We start from the raw sequence: 17,513 nt of genomic DNA, 5'->3' as shown, positions 1-17,513 counted from the left end.
TACCGCCGGCGGGGCGGTTCAGTCCAACGGGATCTTTTGCCTACCGGTCGCGGGATAAAGGCATGATACCGCCCGGTCGCCGTGCGCCGCGTCCGCCAGGCAAAAGACTCTCTTCACTATGTGAAGCTATACATAGCGACCCGTTGCTGCCTATGAGCTTAAGGGAAAGCTGTCGTTCAAACGTGGAGGTAACCGGCCTAGCGCTGCTCTACACGTAAGGTCTGTGTTGACGGCAGGGTTAGATTTTCGGGTCGAACATCTGAAATAGTTTCTCAGCGTCTGCTGCCCAGTCCTGTTCGCAGGTACACCCTTCAGTACATGTCCGCCGAACTATAGGAACGTCGATCTTGGCGTCCTGCATCGCCAAACGAAGAGCTCCAACTGCCATGCTGTAGAGATCAACATCGTGGTCCGTTTGGTGCTTAGGGTCGTCGAGGATGATCTTTTTGAGGTGCCTTCCAAATGGCAGTGCCCCACCGCAATGGCGCAAGACGAGCATCTGATCGAAACGCCCTTTAACAAAGTTCCGTTCAAGGTCGTTCCTATCTTGGAACCAGCGTTGGCTGTCCGGCTTGCCGGCCCATTTAGTGGGGTTCAGTTTTGTAAGCCAAATCCTTCCAGTTCCGTTTGCGTTGATGATGTTAATGTCAAAAACAAACATTACGGGGCCGTAGACGTTTGCGCGACTGGCGCGCCTGTGAATATCGACAGAATCTAGAAAGACATCGAACCAGATACTGTATCGCCGATCCGCTTCGTCAGATGCCTGAGGAGTTTGCGCAACGCCAAGCCGCTCCACAGAGCCTCTAGAAAGTAGTGATCCCGCCCGTATGAACTGACAGGCGGTTGCAACGCTGTTGGCGTGATGCAGTTCGGTGACACCCTTTTCCGAGAGTGCTTCGAAGACGTGAGATGAGGGTATGTGCATAGAAAATCTAACGCTCTGGTTCAGCGGCGGGGCGCGCGGCGGTCCGTCCGCTGCAACCGGTTATTCCGCCCCACGCGACAAATGACATGGATCACTGGTGTTGCCAATCCTCCGGAACCAGCGCGGGCGGCTTGGTCCACGGTTCCTCGACGAGCGCGTCCTGGAACCACTGCTCGCGCAGGTTCGCATGCTCAGTGACGATCAGTTGGAAACCTGGGACGTCTTCTTGGGTGAACTTAAGCAATAGCTCGAACAGCCGACGCACCGCATCAAGATCGGCATCCTTTTCCGTCTTCTGCACCGAGCCATCGGCATCCTTGTAAATCTGTTCGGACGGAAAGTAGACTTGGGTTGGTTGGTCTATCAGCAGGAAGCGCGGAATTGGGCGGCTGTTCTGCGCCGCGAACAGATGCAGGGCTAGCAGTGCCGAAAGATGGTAGGCCAGATGGTTTTCGCCGCCGCCGGTTCGGCTCATCGGCACTGGACGCTCGGGCCGATCGAAGATGATCGTTAGCTGCGGCAGGTTGAGCCGTGCAGGGTACGGAGCAAATTCGGCGTTGAACTTCTGAATGTATCGCGACACCTGTGCGGAGATGTTGTTGAGGATCGAGGTTAGGCGCTCGTTGCTGTCGTCGACGCCGATCTGTTCCTCAAGCTGCTTGACTTTATTGTTGAGACGGCGATTCTCCGCTTCCAGTTTGGCAAGATCGTCATTCGGGAGAAGCGTTTCCAAGAACAGGCTGATACGGCCGACCACGCGTGCAGCGGCGTTGTTGCGGGTGCCCATCTGGTCCATCAGTTCGTTGGCCGAGATCGCTGCGGACAGTTCCGCTTCCTTCTGCTTGATACGGCCCGCTATTCCGTCCGCCCTGCTGGTCAGCTCGGCCAAGTAGGCTTCGAGCTTGGGGCGCTGGCCGGTAGCGATGCGCAATTCCCTGTCGAGTGATTCCAATTCGTTGAGCAGAACGACGGCGACCGGGGACTCCAGCGCAAGGTTTCGTTCGCTGAACGGCCATTGCCACTCACCACTGCCGGGGTTCTTCGGCAGCGCCTTGATCGAGGCGAGCCGGCTTATCTGTTCGGCGGCCTCATTCTCGTATCCGCCTGCACGTTTAGCGAACTGTCGCGCGGCATCGATCCGGGTCTGAGTGTCGCGGCGATCTTGGCGCAACTGGGCCAGTTCATCCTCCAGAAGCGAGACGCGGCTGCCATCGTCGTCCGGCACTGTTTCGGGCATCCAAGACAGTGCCGACCTCAAGGCCTCGATGATCCCTTCGGCATTCGGATTCTCGTCGGTGTTGCCGATGACCCCGACCGTCTTTGCTTCCGAATAGAGGCCGATAGCCTGCTCATGCGACGTGCCGACGGCGTCGCGCGCCTGCTCCAGCTTTTTGTTGGTGATTCTCAGATCCCGCTGCGCTGTGCGCAACTTGGATTCCAACTCATAGCGGTCATTTGAGGAGACGCCGAGCAGGATCGGAAGCGTGTCGCGGATCGCCTGCGGCTGGAACTGCTCGTTCTGTCGGTAAAAAAGTTGGTCCTTGTTTGCGACCAGCCCCTGCTTCTGGAACAGGTAGTAAAACGTGTGCTTGACGTTCGCGTCGTAGCTATTGCGGCTGTGTTCAAGCGCGACCTGGGTGCGATTCTCGGGAATACCGAGCAAGCGCGACAGTAGTTCTACGATACTGTCGTCGTCAGTGTTCACCACCAGCTCATTGAACGCGGGCGTCTGCAATTGCCCCCCTCTTCGCAGCATTGCCGTGCTGCAACTGGCACCACCACCGGGCGGGGTCGGCTTTGCAACCAGCACCTGTTCTTTCTCGAACTGATAGATCACGGTGAACCAGGCCACCTTGTCGCGGATAATGCCTTCGGGGACGTTGAACGAGGAGCCTCCCATGCAGTATTCGATGATCTCCGAGAGCGCCGACTTGCCGGTGGAGGAACGACCAGTGATGACGTTGAGTCCGTCTACGTTGAACCGGAGGTCACGACGCTGGCCGTCATGGCTGTAGACATGGATGGAGCTGATCTTCATGGTCGAATCCCGAAAGTCGTGTAAACAGTCGCCCGGTCGGCGATGCGTGCGAATTCCTTTCCGACGATGCGCGCCACTTTCTGGCAGGAGACGGTTTCGGCGGTTCCATCGACGGTCTTGCGCACCTTCTTGGGCACGGTCTGGATACGACCGTCTTCCAAGATGGCGATGCAGCCCCGTTCCATTAGCAGACCGAACCCCTCAAAGGCATACGGCAGCATCTGCGTGACCCGGTCGGCGAAGCCCACCATAAGCTGCTGGTTCTTCTCTGCAGTCTTGAGCAGGTAGCTGCGCGGACTGTTGGCGATCACCTCGCGCGAATCCTTGTGCAGGCACAGGGGCAGCACAAGCAGCGTCAGCGAGAAGGGCATGCCGCGGGCGTCTTCTTCCTCATAGCCGTGCAGGGCGCGGGACAAGACCAAGCCGCAGAACGCAGGGTTGAACAGGTTCCGGATCTCGAAGGGGCGCTGATCCCATCGTTTCACGAGGCCACCCCCAACAACTCGCCAAGGCGATCGAGGAATCTGGGATGCCAGTAGACCCTGGGTTCTGGCGTGGCATCTGCCAGAATGTGGAGGCTGCCGCGAAGGACATAAGGCTCAGTCACCCTTGCGCGGATGCGTAGGGATTCGATCTTTCCGGTCTCAAATTCTGCCCAGTTATAGAGGGCGGAGCCGGCTTCGCGCAGTGCCTCTTCCGCGCTGTCGCCCTTCAGCTTCTCGAAAGCGACATCCTTGTAGCGACCCCATTCATCGGCGAGGCGATCCTCGTACTCCTCGACTTCTCCCAACGCAAGCAGGTTCTCGCGCGCCCAGGCCGACCGTTGTTCGAAAGCCCGGTAATAATCGAAAATCGCACTCCTGATCCTATTCGAGGAAATACCGATTTCGCGCAATTGCGCCACGAACAGGCGCGGGTCGGCATCCGTGTCGATCTCGTCAGCGGGTGCCTTTCCACGGAAGGTGATAGGCAGGTTGTCTGCCTTATATTCCTCAGCGAGATTCGAGAGTTTGTCTGACACCTCGTAACCGAAGATTCCTTCCGGCCTGGCGCCAGTCAACTGTTTGATCACGGCATCGGTCCACCAGCCCTCCAGCCGCTCGAAGACGAACTCGCGGTGCTCGCGCCGGATGCAGCGCAACTGCTTGTCCCTAATGAGCGCCGGGATGTCGCCGATGCGTGGGTTGCCATCGAGAATTAGGATTCGTTCGAGAAAATCCTGCTTCTCCGGATCGCTCAGTTCGTTGAAAGCCGTGGCGATCGGCGCGATGAGTTTTGATGTCGATCCGGCAAGCGCGGCATCGGCAAGTTCGGTTAGCGCTGTCGCATCGCCTGTGGCGACGGGCTGATCAGGGAGAAGACGGGCTAGGAACGAACCGCTCGATACCGTGCCGGTGGTGAACAGGAAGAACCGCAGGTTCGATGTAGCGCGGCCATCACGCTTGTATCGCGTCAGCCAGATGTTGACGGACTTCCAGAAATCCGTTGACAGGTCAGTCAGCCTATCGCCGATCGCCTTGTGCTTGAGTGATGCCAAGGACTTGCCGCCGTCGCTGTCGATGAAGTCGAGGTCGTCGTCCTTTTCCAGGAAGATGGCAGTATCTTCCGGCAATTGGAGCAGTTGTAGCAGGGCGAGACGCGCTTGATACATGTATCCCAAGCCTTGCTCGCCAGCTGAAAATTGGTCAGTGGTCTTGCCTGTCATCGGTTCAATCGCTAATTAGCATGGGCACACCATCGACGGCGCTGCCTACTTGTCGACACCTTTGTTCTAGGGCGGCAGTTCTTCCGCATATCCTCGGAATGCCAGATAACTTGTCCTGCAAGTTACTGTTTAGATGTAAGAACCAGGCGCAAGGCACGCCAACAAGACAGGAATAGCAGCAGCCGACGGCTTAGTGGGCTGCTGCGAGTCATCTGACGCATAGGCAGAGAGCATACCGCCTCGCCCGGATGACCGCTATCCGGATCGGGTGTCCCGTGACAGCTTATGGCCGCCTGCCGCCGACCGCGGTCTGGCTCGAAAGCAGTCTGTCAACGCGCCGTTTCATCGTTGCCATGATCGTTTCTTAATCGCGCACAGGCGGCCACAGGCGGGCCGTGTGAACCAGCGTCAGTATCCACACCGTTTCGCCGTCGATCTGGTACACCAGGCGATAGCTTTCGTGCGGGATCAACTCGCGGGTCCCGGGAATCTTTCCCGGCTTGCCCAGCATGGGGTGCTGGATCAACCGGGCGGCCGCGTCGCTGAAAATCTCATCCATCCGGGCCGCCGCGCGCGGATTGTCGGCTGCGATGTAGTCCCACACATCGGCACGGTCTTGCTGCGCTTCGGGCGTCCAAACAACCCTCACGCCTGGCTCGCCACACTGGCACGCCGTGCGGCGAATTCGGCCTCAACTTCATCGTTCGACCGCCCCAATCCAGCGCGCATCGAAGCCCGGCCGGCTTCGACCTTGCGGCGCAGGAACTCGTCGTACTCGCGCGACTCGCGCTGGCGCTGAACGAACTCGCGCATCAGTTCGCGCAGCACTTGCGACGCCGGGCGATGGGCCGCCTCGGCTTCGGCCATAAACTCGGCGCGCAACTCAGGCTCCAGCTTCATCGTGAAAACAGCTTGTTTTGACATGATCGGGGCCTCCTTCCACTTGATACTAACGAAGTGTATACGTCGTCAAGACTAAGCGCTACGCACAGAACGCTGCAAGGCGGGCCTGCGCTATGCCAAGGCCTGTCGGAAAACATTTGTTTTGCGACAGGCCTTCAACAGTCCTCTGCACCAACCTCCGAGTGGCCGCAAAATTGTGCGGAAAACTCTGTCGCCAGACGCTACCATGCGGAAACCCCTTCTTGATGGTTTTCCGATTATGTTGGTAGGTTACATGCGCGTGTCGTCGGATTCCGACCGCCAGAGCACGAACTTGCAGCGCGATGCGCTGCTCGCCGTCGGCGTCGATGCGCGGCATCTGTTCGAGGATCATGCTTCCGGCGCGAAGGACGACCGCGCGGGCCTGGCGCGGGCGCTCGAATTCGTTCGCCCTGGCGACGTGTTGGTCGTGTGGAAGCTCGACCGGCTCGGCCGTTCGTTGTCGCACCTGCTCGCCATCGTGACCTCGCTCAAGGAAAAGCAGGTGGCGTTCCGCTCGCTGACGGAGAACCTGGATACCACGACGCCCTCGGGCGAGTTTCTGTTCCAGGTGTTCGGCGCGCTCGCGCAGTACGAACGCGCCTTGATCCAGGAACGTGTCGTCGCCGGTCTGGCTGCCGCCCGCAAACGCGGCCGGATCGGCGGCCGGCCGCAGGCGATCACCGGCGAGAAGCTGGAGGCCATCGTCGCTGCGCTCGATGGCGGCATGTCCAAGGCGGCGGTGTGCCGCAACTTCGGCGTCAAGCGAACCACGCTGATCGAGACCCTGGCACGGGTTGGTTGGACGGGCTCTCGTGGAGCGTCATCGCGATGACGACCAAGAGCGAACGATTGACCGTCCTGTCGGACGCCGAGCAGGAAGCCCTGTACGGCCTGCCGGACTTCGACGACGCCCAGCGGCTGGAATACTTGGCGTTGACTGAAACCGAACTGGCGCTCGCCAGCAGCCGGCCTGGTCTCCATGCCCAGGTTTATTGCATCTTGCAGATCGGTTACTTCAAGGCCAAGCATGCCTTCTTCCGCTTCGACTGGAGTGAGGTCGAGCACGATTGCGCCTTCGTGCTGAGCCGCTACTTCCACGGCGAGTCCTTCGAGCACAAGCCAATCTCCAAGCACGAGCACTACACCCAGCGCGAGTGGATTGCCGATCTGTTCGGCTACCGGCCGTGGGCGGCCGAGTTCCTGCCGCAGCTCGCGCAGCAGGCCGCGCAGACCGTGCGACGCGACGTGATGCCGGGGTTCATCGCCGCCGAGCTGATCGTCTGGCTAAACGAGCACAAGATCATCCGGCCCGGCTATACCACCCTGCAAGAGCTGGTGAGCGAAGCCCTGTCCGCCGAGCGTCGGCGGCTGGCTGGCCTGCTGTCGGAAGTGTTGGACGAATCGGCCAAGGCCGCGCTGGGTCGGCTTCTAGTGCGTGACGACACCCTGTCGCAATTGGCGGCGCTCAAGCAGGACGCCAAGGACTTTGGCTGGCGTCAGATGGCCCACGAACGCGAAAAGCGCGCCACGCTGGAGCCGCTGCACCGGATCGCCAAGGCGCTGCTGCCCAAGCTCGGCGTCTCGCAGCAGAATCTGCTGTACTACGCCAGCCTGGCGAACTTCTACACCGTCCACGATCTACGCAACCTGAAGGCCGATCAGACCTACCTCTACCTGCTTTGCTATGCCTGGGTGCGCTACCGGCAGCTTTCCGACAACCTGGTCGATGCGATGGCCTACCACATGAAGCAGTTGGAGGACGAAAGCAGTGCGGGCGCAAAGCAATCCTTTGTCGCCGAGCAGGTGCGCCGTCAGCAAGACACACCGCAGGTCGGCCGCCTGCTGTCGCTTTACATCGACGACAGCGTGCCCGATCCCACGCCGTTCGGCGATGTGCGCCAGCGCGCCTACAAAATCATGCCCCGCGATACGCTGCAAACCACCGCGCAGCGCATGAGCGTGAAGCCGGTGAGCAAGCTGGCTTTGCACTGGCAGGCGGTGGACGGCCTGGCTGAGCGCATCCGCCGCCATCTTCGGCCGCTGTATGTCGCGCTCGACCTCGCTGGCACTGATCCGGGCAGCCCGTGGCTCGTGGCGCTGGCCTGGGCCAAGGACGTGTTCGCCAAACAGCAGCGCCTATCGCAACGGCCGCTCGCCGAATGTCCAGCGGCCACGCTGCCGAAACGCTTGCGACCGTACCTGCTGACCTTCGATGCCGATGGCAAGCCGACGGGCCTGCGTGCCGACCGCTACGAGTTCTGGCTGTACCGCCAGGTCAGGAAGCGCTTCCAGTCGGGTGAACTCTACCTCGACGACAGCTTGCAGCACCGGCATTTTTCCGACGAGCTGGTTTCGCTGGATGAGAAGGCCGACGTGCTGGCGCAGATCGACATCCCGTTCCTGCGGCAGCCACTCGATGCCCAGCTCGATGCGCTCGCGACCGAGCTGCGCTCTCAGTGGCTGGCCTTCAACCGCGAGCTGAAGCAGGGCAAGCTGACGCACCTGGAATACGACAAGGACACGCAGAAGCTGACATGGCGCAAGCCCAGGGGCGAGAACCAGAAGGCGCGCGAGAGGGCGTTCTACGAGCAACTGCCGTTCTGCGACGTGGCCGACGTGTTCCGCTTCGTCAACGGCCAGTGCCAGTTCCTGTCGGCGCTGACGCCTTTGCAGCCGCGCTATGCGAAGAAGGTCGCCGACGCCGACAGCCTGATGGCGGTCATCATCGCGCAGGCGATGAACCACGGCAACCAGGTCATGGCACGCACCAGCGACATCCCGTACCACGTGCTGGAGAGCGCCTACCAACAGTACCTGCGCCACGCAACGCTGCACGCGGCCAACGACTGCATCAGCAACGCCATCGCCGCGCTGCCGATCTTCCCGTACTACTCGTTCGACCTCGATGCACTGTACGGTGCCGTCGATGGTCAGAAATTCGGCGTCGCGCGGCCGACCGTGAAAGCGCGCCACTCGCGCAAATACTTTGGGCGCGGCAAGGGCGTGGTCGCCTACACGCTGCTGTGCAACCACGTGCCGCTCAACGGCTACCTGATCGGCGCGCACGATTACGAGGCCCATCACGTGTTCGACATCTGGTATCGCAACACGTCGGACATCGTGCCGACCGCGATCACCGGCGACATGCACAGCGTCAACAAGGCCAACTTCGCTATCTTGCACTGGTTCGGCCTGCGTTTCGAGCCGCGCTTCACCGACCTTGGCGATCAGTTGAAGGAACTCTACAGTGCCGACGATCCGGCGCTGTACGATCAGTGCCTGATCCGGCCGGCCGGGAGAATCGACCGCGATCTCATAGTCAGCGAGAAGCCGAACCTCGACCAGATCGTCGCCACGCTCGGACTGAAGGAGATGACGCAGGGCACGCTGATCCGCAAGCTATGCACCTACACCGCGCCGAACCCGACGCGGCGCGCGGTGTTCGAGTTCGACAAGCTCATCCGCAGCATCTACACGCTGCGCTACCTGCGCGATCCGCAACTGGAGCGCAACGTGCACCGCTCACAGAACCGCATCGAGTCCTATCACCAGCTACGCTCGACCATCGCCCAGGTCGGCGGCAAGAAGGAATTGACCGGGCGCACCGACATCGAAATTGAGATCAGCAACCAGTGCGCCAGGCTGATCGCCAACGCGGTCATCTTCTACAACTCGGCCATCCTCTCGCGGCTGCTGATGAATTACGAGGCGAGCGGCAACGCCAAGGCGCACGCTCTCCTGACCCAGATATCGCCGGCGGCCTGGCGGCACATCCTGCTGAACGGGCATTACACCTTCCAGAGCGACGGCAAGATGATCGACCTGGATGCGCTCGTGGCGGGCCTGGAGCTGGGATGACGGAAATTTCGGCGGTTCCGGCTTAGAACCCCCATCTCGGTGACGCGCTTCTCGCCACCCAGGCCGGCGTTGTTGATCAGCACGTCGACGCCGCCGAGCTTGTCCTCGGCCGCGGCGACCAGGGCCTGCACCTCTTCTTCATTGGTGACGTTGCACAGCTGGCCCCAGACGTGCTGCAGCCCGGTGTCGGCCTTGAGCTTGGCGACCGCCTCTTCCAGCCGGCGCGGATGGATGTCGGAGATCATCAGCGCGCGGCAGCCTTCTTCGGCGCACTTGCGCGCGGCGGCAAAGCCGATGCCGGCTCCGGCGGCGGCGGTGATCAGGACGGACTTGCCAGCGAGCAGCTGGTGACCGGGGACATAGGAAGGCGCTTCTCTCACGGCGTGAACCTCGAAGGGTGGATACGCCGTCATTTATAGGGGGGTCGGGCTAGCCCGGCATCGTCAAAACGGACGGGGCCACAGCAGTGGCGGATTCCCGATCGGTAAATCTCTCCCTCCTGATGCGGCTCTCTGAGCCTATGTTTCCCGATCGGGAAATATCGCTGGCGCAAAGCAGAAGCCCAGTCCATAATTTCCCGAACGGGAAATCCGAGGAAAGCCATGACATCCATCCGCTCCCCCCAGCAACTCGGCGACGCCCTGCGTGCCGCCCGCAAGCAACTCGGCCTGACCCAGCCTCAGCTGGCGCTGGCCGCGGGCGTGGGCGTGCGCTTCATCGTCGACCTCGAAGCGGGCAAGCCGACCGTAAGGCTGGAGAACGTCCTGCGGGTGATCGATGCGCTGGGGGGAGAGCTCCAATTGGACGGTTTGCCCGCATTAGAAGCCGATCACGCCACCGAGGGCAGCGGCCATGACGCATGAGCTGGAGGTCTGGCTGTTCTCCGACCACGTCGGCACGCTCGCGCTGGTCGATGGGCGCCTCGGCTTTTGCTACGCCCCCGGCTGGCTGTCGCGGTCAACCGCTGTCGCCCTGTCGCACTCGCTGCCCCTGCGGGCCGAGCCGTTCGACGATCGTGCGACGCGCCCCTTCTTTGCCGGCCTGCTGCCGGAAGGACAGATGCGTCGCCTGATCGCGCGGCAGTTCCAGGTCTCGGGCCAGAACGACTTCGCCCTGCTCGACCACATCGGCGGCGAATGTGCCGGCGCCGTGACCTTCCTGGCACCCGGGCAGAGTCTCCCGGCGCCCGCGCAGGCCGACGACGTTCAATGGCTGAGTGAGGAGGAAGTCGTCGCCGTACTGGACGAGCTGCCTCGTCGCCCGATGCTGGCGGGCAAGGACGGCTTGCGGCTCTCGCTGGCGGGCGCCCAGGACAAGCTGCCGGTGGTCTTCGACGGCACTCGCCTCGGCCTCCCCCTCAACGGTAGCCCGAGCTCGCACATCCTCAAACCGGCCATCCCCGCCGTCGAGGACAGCGTGGTCAACGAAGGATTCTGCATGGCGCTGGCAGAGGCCCTGCAGCTCGAGCCGGCGAAGGCGAGCGTCCATGCCGTATTGCATCGCCCCTTCCTGCTGGTCGAACGCTACGACCGTGTGCTGGATCCACAGGGGCGCCGGCGACGCCTCCACCAGGAAGACTTCTGCCAGGCACTCGGCGTGGTGCCCGAGATGAAGTACCAGAACGAGGGCGGGCCGGATCTGGCGCAATGCTTCGATCTGGTACGCCGTGCGACGCGCCCGAGCGCGCCACAGGTGCTGCGCCTGTTCGATTACGTCATCTTCAACGCGCTCATCGGCAATCACGACGCGCACGCCAAGAACTTCTCCCTGCTCTACTCCGGCAGGGCACCGGTCCTGGCCCCGCTCTACGACGCGCTCTCCACCGCCGTCTATCCGACCTTGACGCCCAAGATGGCGATGAAGATCGGCAGCAAGTACAAGTTCAGCGAAGTCGAGGCCCGGCACTGGGACCAGTTCGCCGAGGGCGCCGGTCTTGCCAAGGCACAGGCGCGGCGGCGCATCCTGGAACTGACGAACTCGCTGCCCCGCGCCGCGCGTGCGCTCCAGTCCGACCGCGCGAATGGTTTTGCCGGGAACGGCGTCGTTGAAAGAATCGTCGCCTTGATCGAACAACGCTGCGCGCTGACGCTCCGCAAGCTGAGCGCACCCGCCTCGCGCGAGGGCGACAGCCCCGCGTCCCCGCAGTAAGCGGACGAACGAAGGCGGGTTACACCCGCCATCCCTGCAACGCCCCCGTCACCTTTGCCTCTGCGCGCTTGTTGCTGTCATCATCCCCGCCAAGCTCAACGCCAGATCATTCCGGGCTCATGACCAAGAAGACGCTGTCCGAACGCGACATCTGCACCCAGTACATCACCCCGGCGATCGCTGCGGCGCAGTGGAACACCGAGCTGCAGATGCGCGAGGAAGTCCGGCTCACCGACGGCCGCGTCGTTGTGCGCGGGCAGACCGGGAGGCGCGACAAGAACAGCATCCGGCGCGCGGACTACGTCCTCTACTACAAGCCGGGTCTGCCGCTCGCCGTCGTTGAAGCCAAGGACAACAACCACTCGATGCGCGACGGCATCCAGCAGGCGCTGGACTACGCGACGATGCTCGACGTGCCCTTCGCCTTCTCCAGCAACGGTGACGGCTTCGTCTTCCACGACAGGACGCGCACCGATGGCGCCCTCGAAACCGAGATCGCGCTGAGCGACTTCCCGTCTCCCGAGGTGCTGTGGCAGCGCTATCTGGCCTGGAAAGGCATCGGCGCCGATATCGCGCCGGTCTACGCGCAGGACTACCACAACACCGGCAAACAGCCGCGCTACTACCAGACGACCGCGGTCAACCGCGCCATCGAGGCCATCGCCAAGGGGCAGGACCGCGTCCTGCTCGTCATGGCGACCGGCACCGGCAAGACGTACACCGCCTTCCAGATCATCTGGCGGTTCTGGAAGTCGCACCCCAACAGCCGCATCCTCTTCCTCGCCGACCGCAACATCCTCGTCGACCAGACCAAGAGCAACGACTTCAAGCCCTTCGGCGGCGCGATGACCAAGATCGAGAACCGCTCGATCGACAAGTCCTACGAGATCTACCTCTCGCTCTATCAGGCCGTCACCGGCAGCGAGGAAGAGAAGAACATCTACCGCCAGTTCAGCCCGGATTTCTTCGACCTCGTCGTCATCGACGAATGCCACCGCGGCAGCGCGGCCGAGGACTCCGCCTGGCGCGCGGTGCTCGACTACTTCAGCGGCGCCGTGCATCTCGGGCTCACCGCCACACCCAAGGAAACCGAAGACGTCTCCAACATCAGCTACTTCGGCGAGCCGGTCTACACCTACTCGCTCAAGCAGGGCATCGAGGACGGCTTTCTCGCCCCGTACAAGGTCATCCGCGTCGATCTCGACAAGGACCTCGGCTGGCGACCGCAGGCCGGCAAGCTCGATTCCAGGGGCCAGCTCGTCGAGGACCGCATCTACAACCAGGGCGACATGAACCGCACGCTGGTGCTCACCCAGCGCGACGAGGCCGTCGCCCGGCGCATCAGCGAATTCCTGCGCGGCACCGACCGCATGGCCAAGACCATCGTGTTCTGCGAGGACATCGACCACGCCGCACGCATGCGCCAGGCGCTGATCAACGCCAACGCGGACCTCGCCAGCCGCAACCCCAAGTACGTGATGCAGATCACCGGAGACAACCTCGAGGGCAAGCTCGAGCTCGACAACTTCATCGACCCCGAAAAGCCGTACCCGGTCATCGCCACCACCAGCCGGCTCATGACCACCGGCGTCGACGCCAAGACCTGCAAGCTCGTCGTGCTCGATCGCACCATCAACTCGATGACCGAGTTCAAACAGATCATCGGCCGCGGCACCCGCATCGACGAGGAGTACGGCAAGCTCTGGTTCTCCATCCTCGACTTCAAGCGCGCGACCGAACTGTTCGCCGACCCCGCCTTCGATGGCGAGCCGGTGGTCATCTACAACCCGAGTGGCGATGAGCCCGTCGTGCCGCCGGAGGACCCGCCGCCACCGGACCAGGAGACTCGGGGCCAGCCCGGCGAGCTTCCCGAAGCTCCCACGACTGGCGGCGAACGCATCAAGTACGTCATCAAGGACGTGCCGGTCTACGTGGTGAACGAACGCGTGCAGTACTACGGCCCCGACGGCCGGCTCATCACCGAATCGCTGCGCGACTACACCCGCATCCAGATCGGCAAACGCTTTGCCTCGCTCGACGATTTCCTCAAGACCTGGAACGACGCCGACCGCAAGGCCGCCGTCATCGCCGAACTGGAAAACCAGGGCATCCTCTTCGAGGAGCTTGCCAAGGAGACCGGCAAGGCGCTCGACCCCTTCGACCTCGTATGCCACATCGCCTTCGGCCGCAAGCCGCTCACCCGCCGCGAGCGCGCCGACAACGTCCGCAAGCGCGACTATTTCACCCGCTACGAAGGCACCGCGCGCAAGGTGCTGGAGCTGCTGCTCGACAAGTACGCCGACGCCGGCATCGCCGAGGTCGAGACCATGGAAGTGCTGCAGCTCCAGCCCTTCGATGCGCTCGGCTCCGTCTCCCAGATCATCAAGGCCTTCGGCGGCAAGCCCGCTTACCTCGGTGCTATCCGCGAGCTTGAGCGCGGGCTGTACCAGCAGGCGGCAAACTAACCGGCAAAAATTCGAACAATGAACGATCCGTTCGCGGCTTCTGACTCAAGCCCAGCAAGGCTTTCAGCGAGACGGAGGAACCGGCAACAGAACCGGCAACGGTCCACGTTGCGTCTCGCGGACGCGGGGAGACGCCTGCCCAGAAAAGGCGAAGGGGCCTTTCGGCCCCTTCTTTCATTACGCTGAGGGTTTGCATCAGTGACCCGACAACGTGTACGACCCGGATACTAAGCCTCAAAGACACCACATGCCAATCAGCACCACCCTCATCAAATCCATCCAGGACATCATGCGCCAGGACGCCGGCGTCGACGGCGACGCGCAGCGCCTGTCGCAGCTCAGCTGGCTGCTCTTCCTCAAGATCTTCGACGACCAGGAGACCGAGCTCGAGCTGATGCACGACCGCTACCGCTCGCCCATCCCCGAGCCGCTGCGCTGGCGCAACTGGGCGGCGGACGCCGAAGGCATCACCGGCGACGAGCTGCAGGACTTCATCAACACCGAGCTCTTCCCCGGCATGAAAGGCCTCGCCGCCGACCCCGCGCGCAACCCGCGCGGCTACGTGGTGCAGTCGGTGTTCGAGGACGCCTACAACTACATGAAGTCCGGCCAGCTGCTGCGCCAGGTCATCAACAAGATCAACGAGATCGACTTCAACGACCAGGCCGAGCGCCACCTCTTCAACGACCTCTACGAAAAGATCCTCAAGGACCTGCAGAGCGCCGGCAACGCGGGCGAGTTCTACACCCCGCGCGCCGTCACCCAGTTCATGGTGGACCAGGTCAATCCCCGACTCGGCGAGCGCATGCTCGACCCCGCCTGCGGCACCGGCGGCTTCCTCGCCTGCACGCTCGAGCACCTGCGCGACCAGATCCGCACGGTCGAGGATCGCCACACCTGGCAACGCGCGGTGTCGGGCGTCGAGAAGAAGCAGCTCCCGCACCTGCTGTGCGTCACCAACATGCTACTGCACGGCATCGAAGTGCCCAGCCAGATCCGCCACGACAACACCCTGTCGCGCCCGCTGCGCGACTACCGCCCGGCCGACCGCGTCGACGTCATCCTCACCAACCCGCCCTTCGGTGGCACCGAGGAACCCGGCATCGAGGCCAACTTCCCCGCCGACATCCGCACCAAGGAAACCGCCGACCTCTTCCTGGTGCTGATCATGCACCTGCTCAAGGACGGCGGCCGCGCCGCGGTGGTGTTGCCCGACGGCACCCTGTTCGGCGAAGGCGTGAAGACCCGCATCAAGGAGCGCCTGCTCACCGAGTGCAACCTGCACACCATCGTGCGCCTGCCCAACGGCGTGTTCGCGCCCTACACCGGCATCAAGACCAACCTGCTGTTCTTCACCAAGGGCCGACCCACCGAGCACGTCTGGTACTACGAGCACCCCTACCCCGCCGGCTACAAGAGCTACTCCAAGACCAAGCCGATCCGCATCGAGGAATTCGCTGCCGAGAAAGCCTGGTGGGGCACGGAAGACGACGGCTTCGCCGCCCGCGTCGAGACCGAGTTCGCCTGGAAGGTCAGCATCGACGAGCTCCGCGCGCGCAACTTCAACCTCGACATCAAGAACCCGCACCACCCCGAGGAAGACAGCCACGACCCGCAGGAACTGCTCGCGCAGTACGCCGCGCTGCAGGCCCAGATCCAGACCACGCGCGACGAACTCAAGGCCATCCTCGCCGCCGCGCTCGAGGGCAACGCATGACATCAGCAAATCACTACGCGCCGCGTAGCATTTCCGCTGCAGCCAGCCGATGTGCGATGAACTTCCCCCCTTTGCAAAAGGGGGGCCAGGGGGGATTCGCCTTTTGCCAGGAGTCCCGATGAACCCCTACCCACCCGCCCAGAAAGCCTTCGCCCGCGAACTCCGCAGCCACCAGACCGATGCAGAACAGCAACTCTGGCATCGCCTGCGCCGCAAGCAACTGCACGGCCTCCAGTTCTATCGCCAAAAACCGATCGGCCCCTACATCGTCGATTTCTACTGCGCCGCCGCGCGCCTCGTGATCGAACTCGACGGCAGCCAGCATTTCGAGCCCGCCCACCAGTCCAGGGACCAGCACCGGGACGCATTCCTGGCACAACAAGGCTTGCTGGTGCTTCGTTTCGACAATCTGCAAGCGCTCAAGGAGACCGACGCAGTGATTCAGGTGGTGTCGCAAACCCTGGAAACCCGAATCCCCCCTGCCCCCCTTTTGCAAAGGGGGGTTCAAACCAGCGCGGTGACAGCAAGCATCACCCCCTCCGTTACCACCTCCGTACCTCCACCCTCTGTAAAAGGAAGCCGAGAGGTTCGCGACGCCACTCCCCCCTTTGCAAAAGGGAGCCGGGAGACTCGCGACACCACTCCCCCCTTTGAAAAAGGGAGCCGGGAGACTCGCGACACCACTCCCCCCTTTGCAAAAGGGAGCCGGGAGACTCGCGACACCACTCCCCCCTTTGCAAAAGGGGGGCCGGGGGGGATTTGCTCGGGCGACCCGTACCGCACCGAAGCGCAAGACACCTCCCCCGCCCTCCCCCCGGAGGGCCAGCCATGAGCACCGCGCTACTGGAAAACTTCGACCTGCTCGCCGCCAGCCTCGGCGGCGTCGCGAAGCTGCGCGAACTGATTCTGAGCCTCGCCGTGCGCGGCAGGCTGGTGCCGCAGGACCCGAGCGATGAGCCGGCGAGCGCGCTGCTGAAGCGGATTCGTGCGGAGAAGGATCGGCTGATCAAGGAAGGGAAGGTCAAGCGGGACAAGCAGGCGTCCCCGCTCACCCAGGACGACAAGCCTTACGACCTACCGGCTAACTGGGAGTGGGTACGGCTAAGCGACCTGCTGCCGGAGTTTCAAAACGGCGCGTCAAGCCGAGGTGACGAGGGCGGGGCCTCGACAGTCGTCTTGCGTCTGGCCGATATCAAGAACGGCAGAATCTCACTTGCAGCGCCCCGAGCAATCCCGATCAACGGAGGCGATGTAAGCAAATACACCCTGATTGGTGGGGATATCCTGATTGTTCGCGTCAACGGGAGCGCCGACATAGTCGGACAATTCATCCCCGTCGAGTCTGGCGTAAGCGCGATTTATTGCGATCACTTTATTCGTATGAGGATCAGCCGAGACTGGTGTCGAACCGGCTACCTCTGCCTACTCGGAAAAACTTCGCTGATACGGGACAGAATCAACCGCTTGTTCATTACGACGGCGGGCCAAAAGACCGTCAATCAAGCGCACATCGGCTCCCTCTCGGTTGCACTCCCCCCGCTCGCCGAGCAATCCCGCATCGTCGCCAAGGTCGAGGAACTCATGGCCCTGTGCGACCGGCTCGAAGCCGAGCAAGGCCACGCCGCGCGGGTGCAGGGGCATTGGGTCGACGCCGCGCTAGTGTAGTGCTGCATTTTGTTTGGAACTTAAGCGGCTGTTTGCGCGAATGACCTTCTGCAGGATGTCGCGAG

The 17,513-nt window shown here is 62.4% G+C and carries 15 protein-coding genes; 8 read left to right on the top strand and 7 right to left on the bottom strand.

What is annotated here, in order from left to right:
• Positions 1–238: 238 nt before the first annotated feature.
• The 6 genes from ACMV5O_RS20365 to ACMV5O_RS20340 all read right to left on the bottom strand — a co-directional run bounded on the left by ACMV5O_RS20365 (position 239) and on the right by ACMV5O_RS20340 (position 5,595).
• On the bottom strand, positions 239–928 hold the full coding sequence (locus ACMV5O_RS20365; protein WP_416165164.1) for a hypothetical protein: 690 nt from the start codon (positions 926–928) through the stop codon (positions 239–241).
• A 91-nt stretch (positions 929–1,019) separates the two neighbouring features.
• Positions 1,020–2,966, bottom strand: coding sequence for a DUF3732 domain-containing protein (locus tag ACMV5O_RS20360; protein ID WP_416165163.1), 1,947 nt, complete (start codon positions 2,964–2,966; stop codon positions 1,020–1,022).
• On the bottom strand, positions 2,963–3,451 hold the full coding sequence (locus tag ACMV5O_RS20355; protein ID WP_048709293.1) for a three component ABC system middle component: 489 nt from the start codon (positions 3,449–3,451) through the stop codon (positions 2,963–2,965). Before ACMV5O_RS20355 ends, ACMV5O_RS20360 begins: the two co-directional genes overlap by 4 nt.
• Positions 3,448–4,671, bottom strand: a complete 1,224-nt coding sequence (locus ACMV5O_RS20350) for an ABC-three component system protein (protein ID WP_416165162.1) — start codon at positions 4,669–4,671, stop codon at positions 3,448–3,450. Before ACMV5O_RS20350 ends, ACMV5O_RS20355 begins: the two co-directional genes overlap by 4 nt.
• A 364-nt stretch (positions 4,672–5,035) precedes the next feature.
• On the bottom strand, positions 5,036–5,320 hold the full coding sequence (locus ACMV5O_RS20345; RefSeq protein WP_011342942.1) for a type II toxin-antitoxin system mRNA interferase toxin, RelE/StbE family: 285 nt from the start codon (positions 5,318–5,320) through the stop codon (positions 5,036–5,038).
• Entirely contained in the window at positions 5,317–5,595 is a 279-nt protein-coding gene (locus ACMV5O_RS20340) for a hypothetical protein (RefSeq protein WP_011342941.1), read from the bottom strand. Before ACMV5O_RS20340 ends, ACMV5O_RS20345 begins: the two co-directional genes overlap by 4 nt.
• 238 nt (positions 5,596–5,833) lie before the next feature.
• On the opposite strand from ACMV5O_RS20340, the gene ACMV5O_RS20335 reads away from it, so the two are divergent.
• Together ACMV5O_RS20335 and ACMV5O_RS20330 are read left to right on the top strand one after the other, a co-directional pair.
• Positions 5,834–6,427, top strand: coding sequence for a recombinase family protein (locus ACMV5O_RS20335; protein ID WP_041716419.1), 594 nt, complete (start codon positions 5,834–5,836; stop codon positions 6,425–6,427).
• A complete protein-coding gene (locus ACMV5O_RS20330) occupies positions 6,424–9,453 on the top strand; it encodes a Tn3 family transposase (RefSeq protein WP_114249806.1) in 3,030 nt (1,009 codons plus the stop codon). The genes ACMV5O_RS20335 and ACMV5O_RS20330 overlap by 4 nt, the downstream gene beginning before the upstream one ends.
• On the opposite strand, the gene ACMV5O_RS20325 is transcribed toward ACMV5O_RS20330, so the two are convergent.
• The gene (locus tag ACMV5O_RS20325) at positions 9,384–9,833 is read right to left on the bottom strand and encodes an SDR family NAD(P)-dependent oxidoreductase (protein WP_416165161.1); all 450 of its coding nucleotides are present in this window, start codon (positions 9,831–9,833) and stop codon (positions 9,384–9,386) included. The two genes, ACMV5O_RS20330 and ACMV5O_RS20325, sit on opposite strands and share 70 nt — an antisense overlap.
• A 222-nt stretch (positions 9,834–10,055) precedes the next feature.
• On the opposite strand from ACMV5O_RS20325, the gene ACMV5O_RS20320 reads away from it, so the two are divergent.
• The 6 genes from ACMV5O_RS20320 (at position 10,056) to ACMV5O_RS20295 (ending at position 17,448) form a co-directional block, all read left to right on the top strand.
• Positions 10,056–10,316: a helix-turn-helix transcriptional regulator gene (locus tag ACMV5O_RS20320; protein WP_324539395.1), complete on the top strand. Its 261-nt coding sequence runs from the start codon at positions 10,056–10,058 to the stop codon at positions 10,314–10,316.
• A complete protein-coding gene (locus tag ACMV5O_RS20315; RefSeq protein ID WP_324539393.1) occupies positions 10,306–11,601 on the top strand; it encodes a type II toxin-antitoxin system HipA family toxin in 1,296 nt (431 codons plus the stop codon). Before ACMV5O_RS20320 ends, ACMV5O_RS20315 begins: the two co-directional genes overlap by 11 nt.
• A gap of 119 nt (positions 11,602–11,720) precedes the next feature.
• Positions 11,721–14,066, top strand: a complete 2,346-nt coding sequence (hsdR, locus tag ACMV5O_RS20310; protein ID WP_416165160.1) for an EcoAI/FtnUII family type I restriction enzme subunit R — start codon at positions 11,721–11,723, stop codon at positions 14,064–14,066.
• Between the two features lie 247 nt (positions 14,067–14,313).
• Entirely contained in the window at positions 14,314–15,783 is a 1,470-nt protein-coding gene (locus ACMV5O_RS20305; RefSeq protein ID WP_416165159.1) for an N-6 DNA methylase, read from the top strand.
• A 118-nt stretch (positions 15,784–15,901) separates the two neighbouring features.
• Positions 15,902–16,615: a DUF559 domain-containing protein gene (locus tag ACMV5O_RS20300; RefSeq protein WP_416165158.1), complete on the top strand. Its 714-nt coding sequence runs from the start codon at positions 15,902–15,904 to the stop codon at positions 16,613–16,615.
• Positions 16,612–17,448, top strand: coding sequence for a hypothetical protein (locus ACMV5O_RS20295; protein WP_416165157.1), 837 nt, complete (start codon positions 16,612–16,614; stop codon positions 17,446–17,448). Before ACMV5O_RS20300 ends, ACMV5O_RS20295 begins: the two co-directional genes overlap by 4 nt.
• Positions 17,449–17,513: the final 65 nt, after the last annotated feature.

The sequence above is a fragment of the Thauera sp. WH-1 genome, assembly GCF_047806685.1.
Taxonomy (GTDB): Bacteria; Pseudomonadota; Gammaproteobacteria; order Burkholderiales; family Rhodocyclaceae; genus Thauera.
Note: the sequence above shows the minus strand (reverse complement) of the source record. Positions and strands in the feature narration are given on the sequence as shown.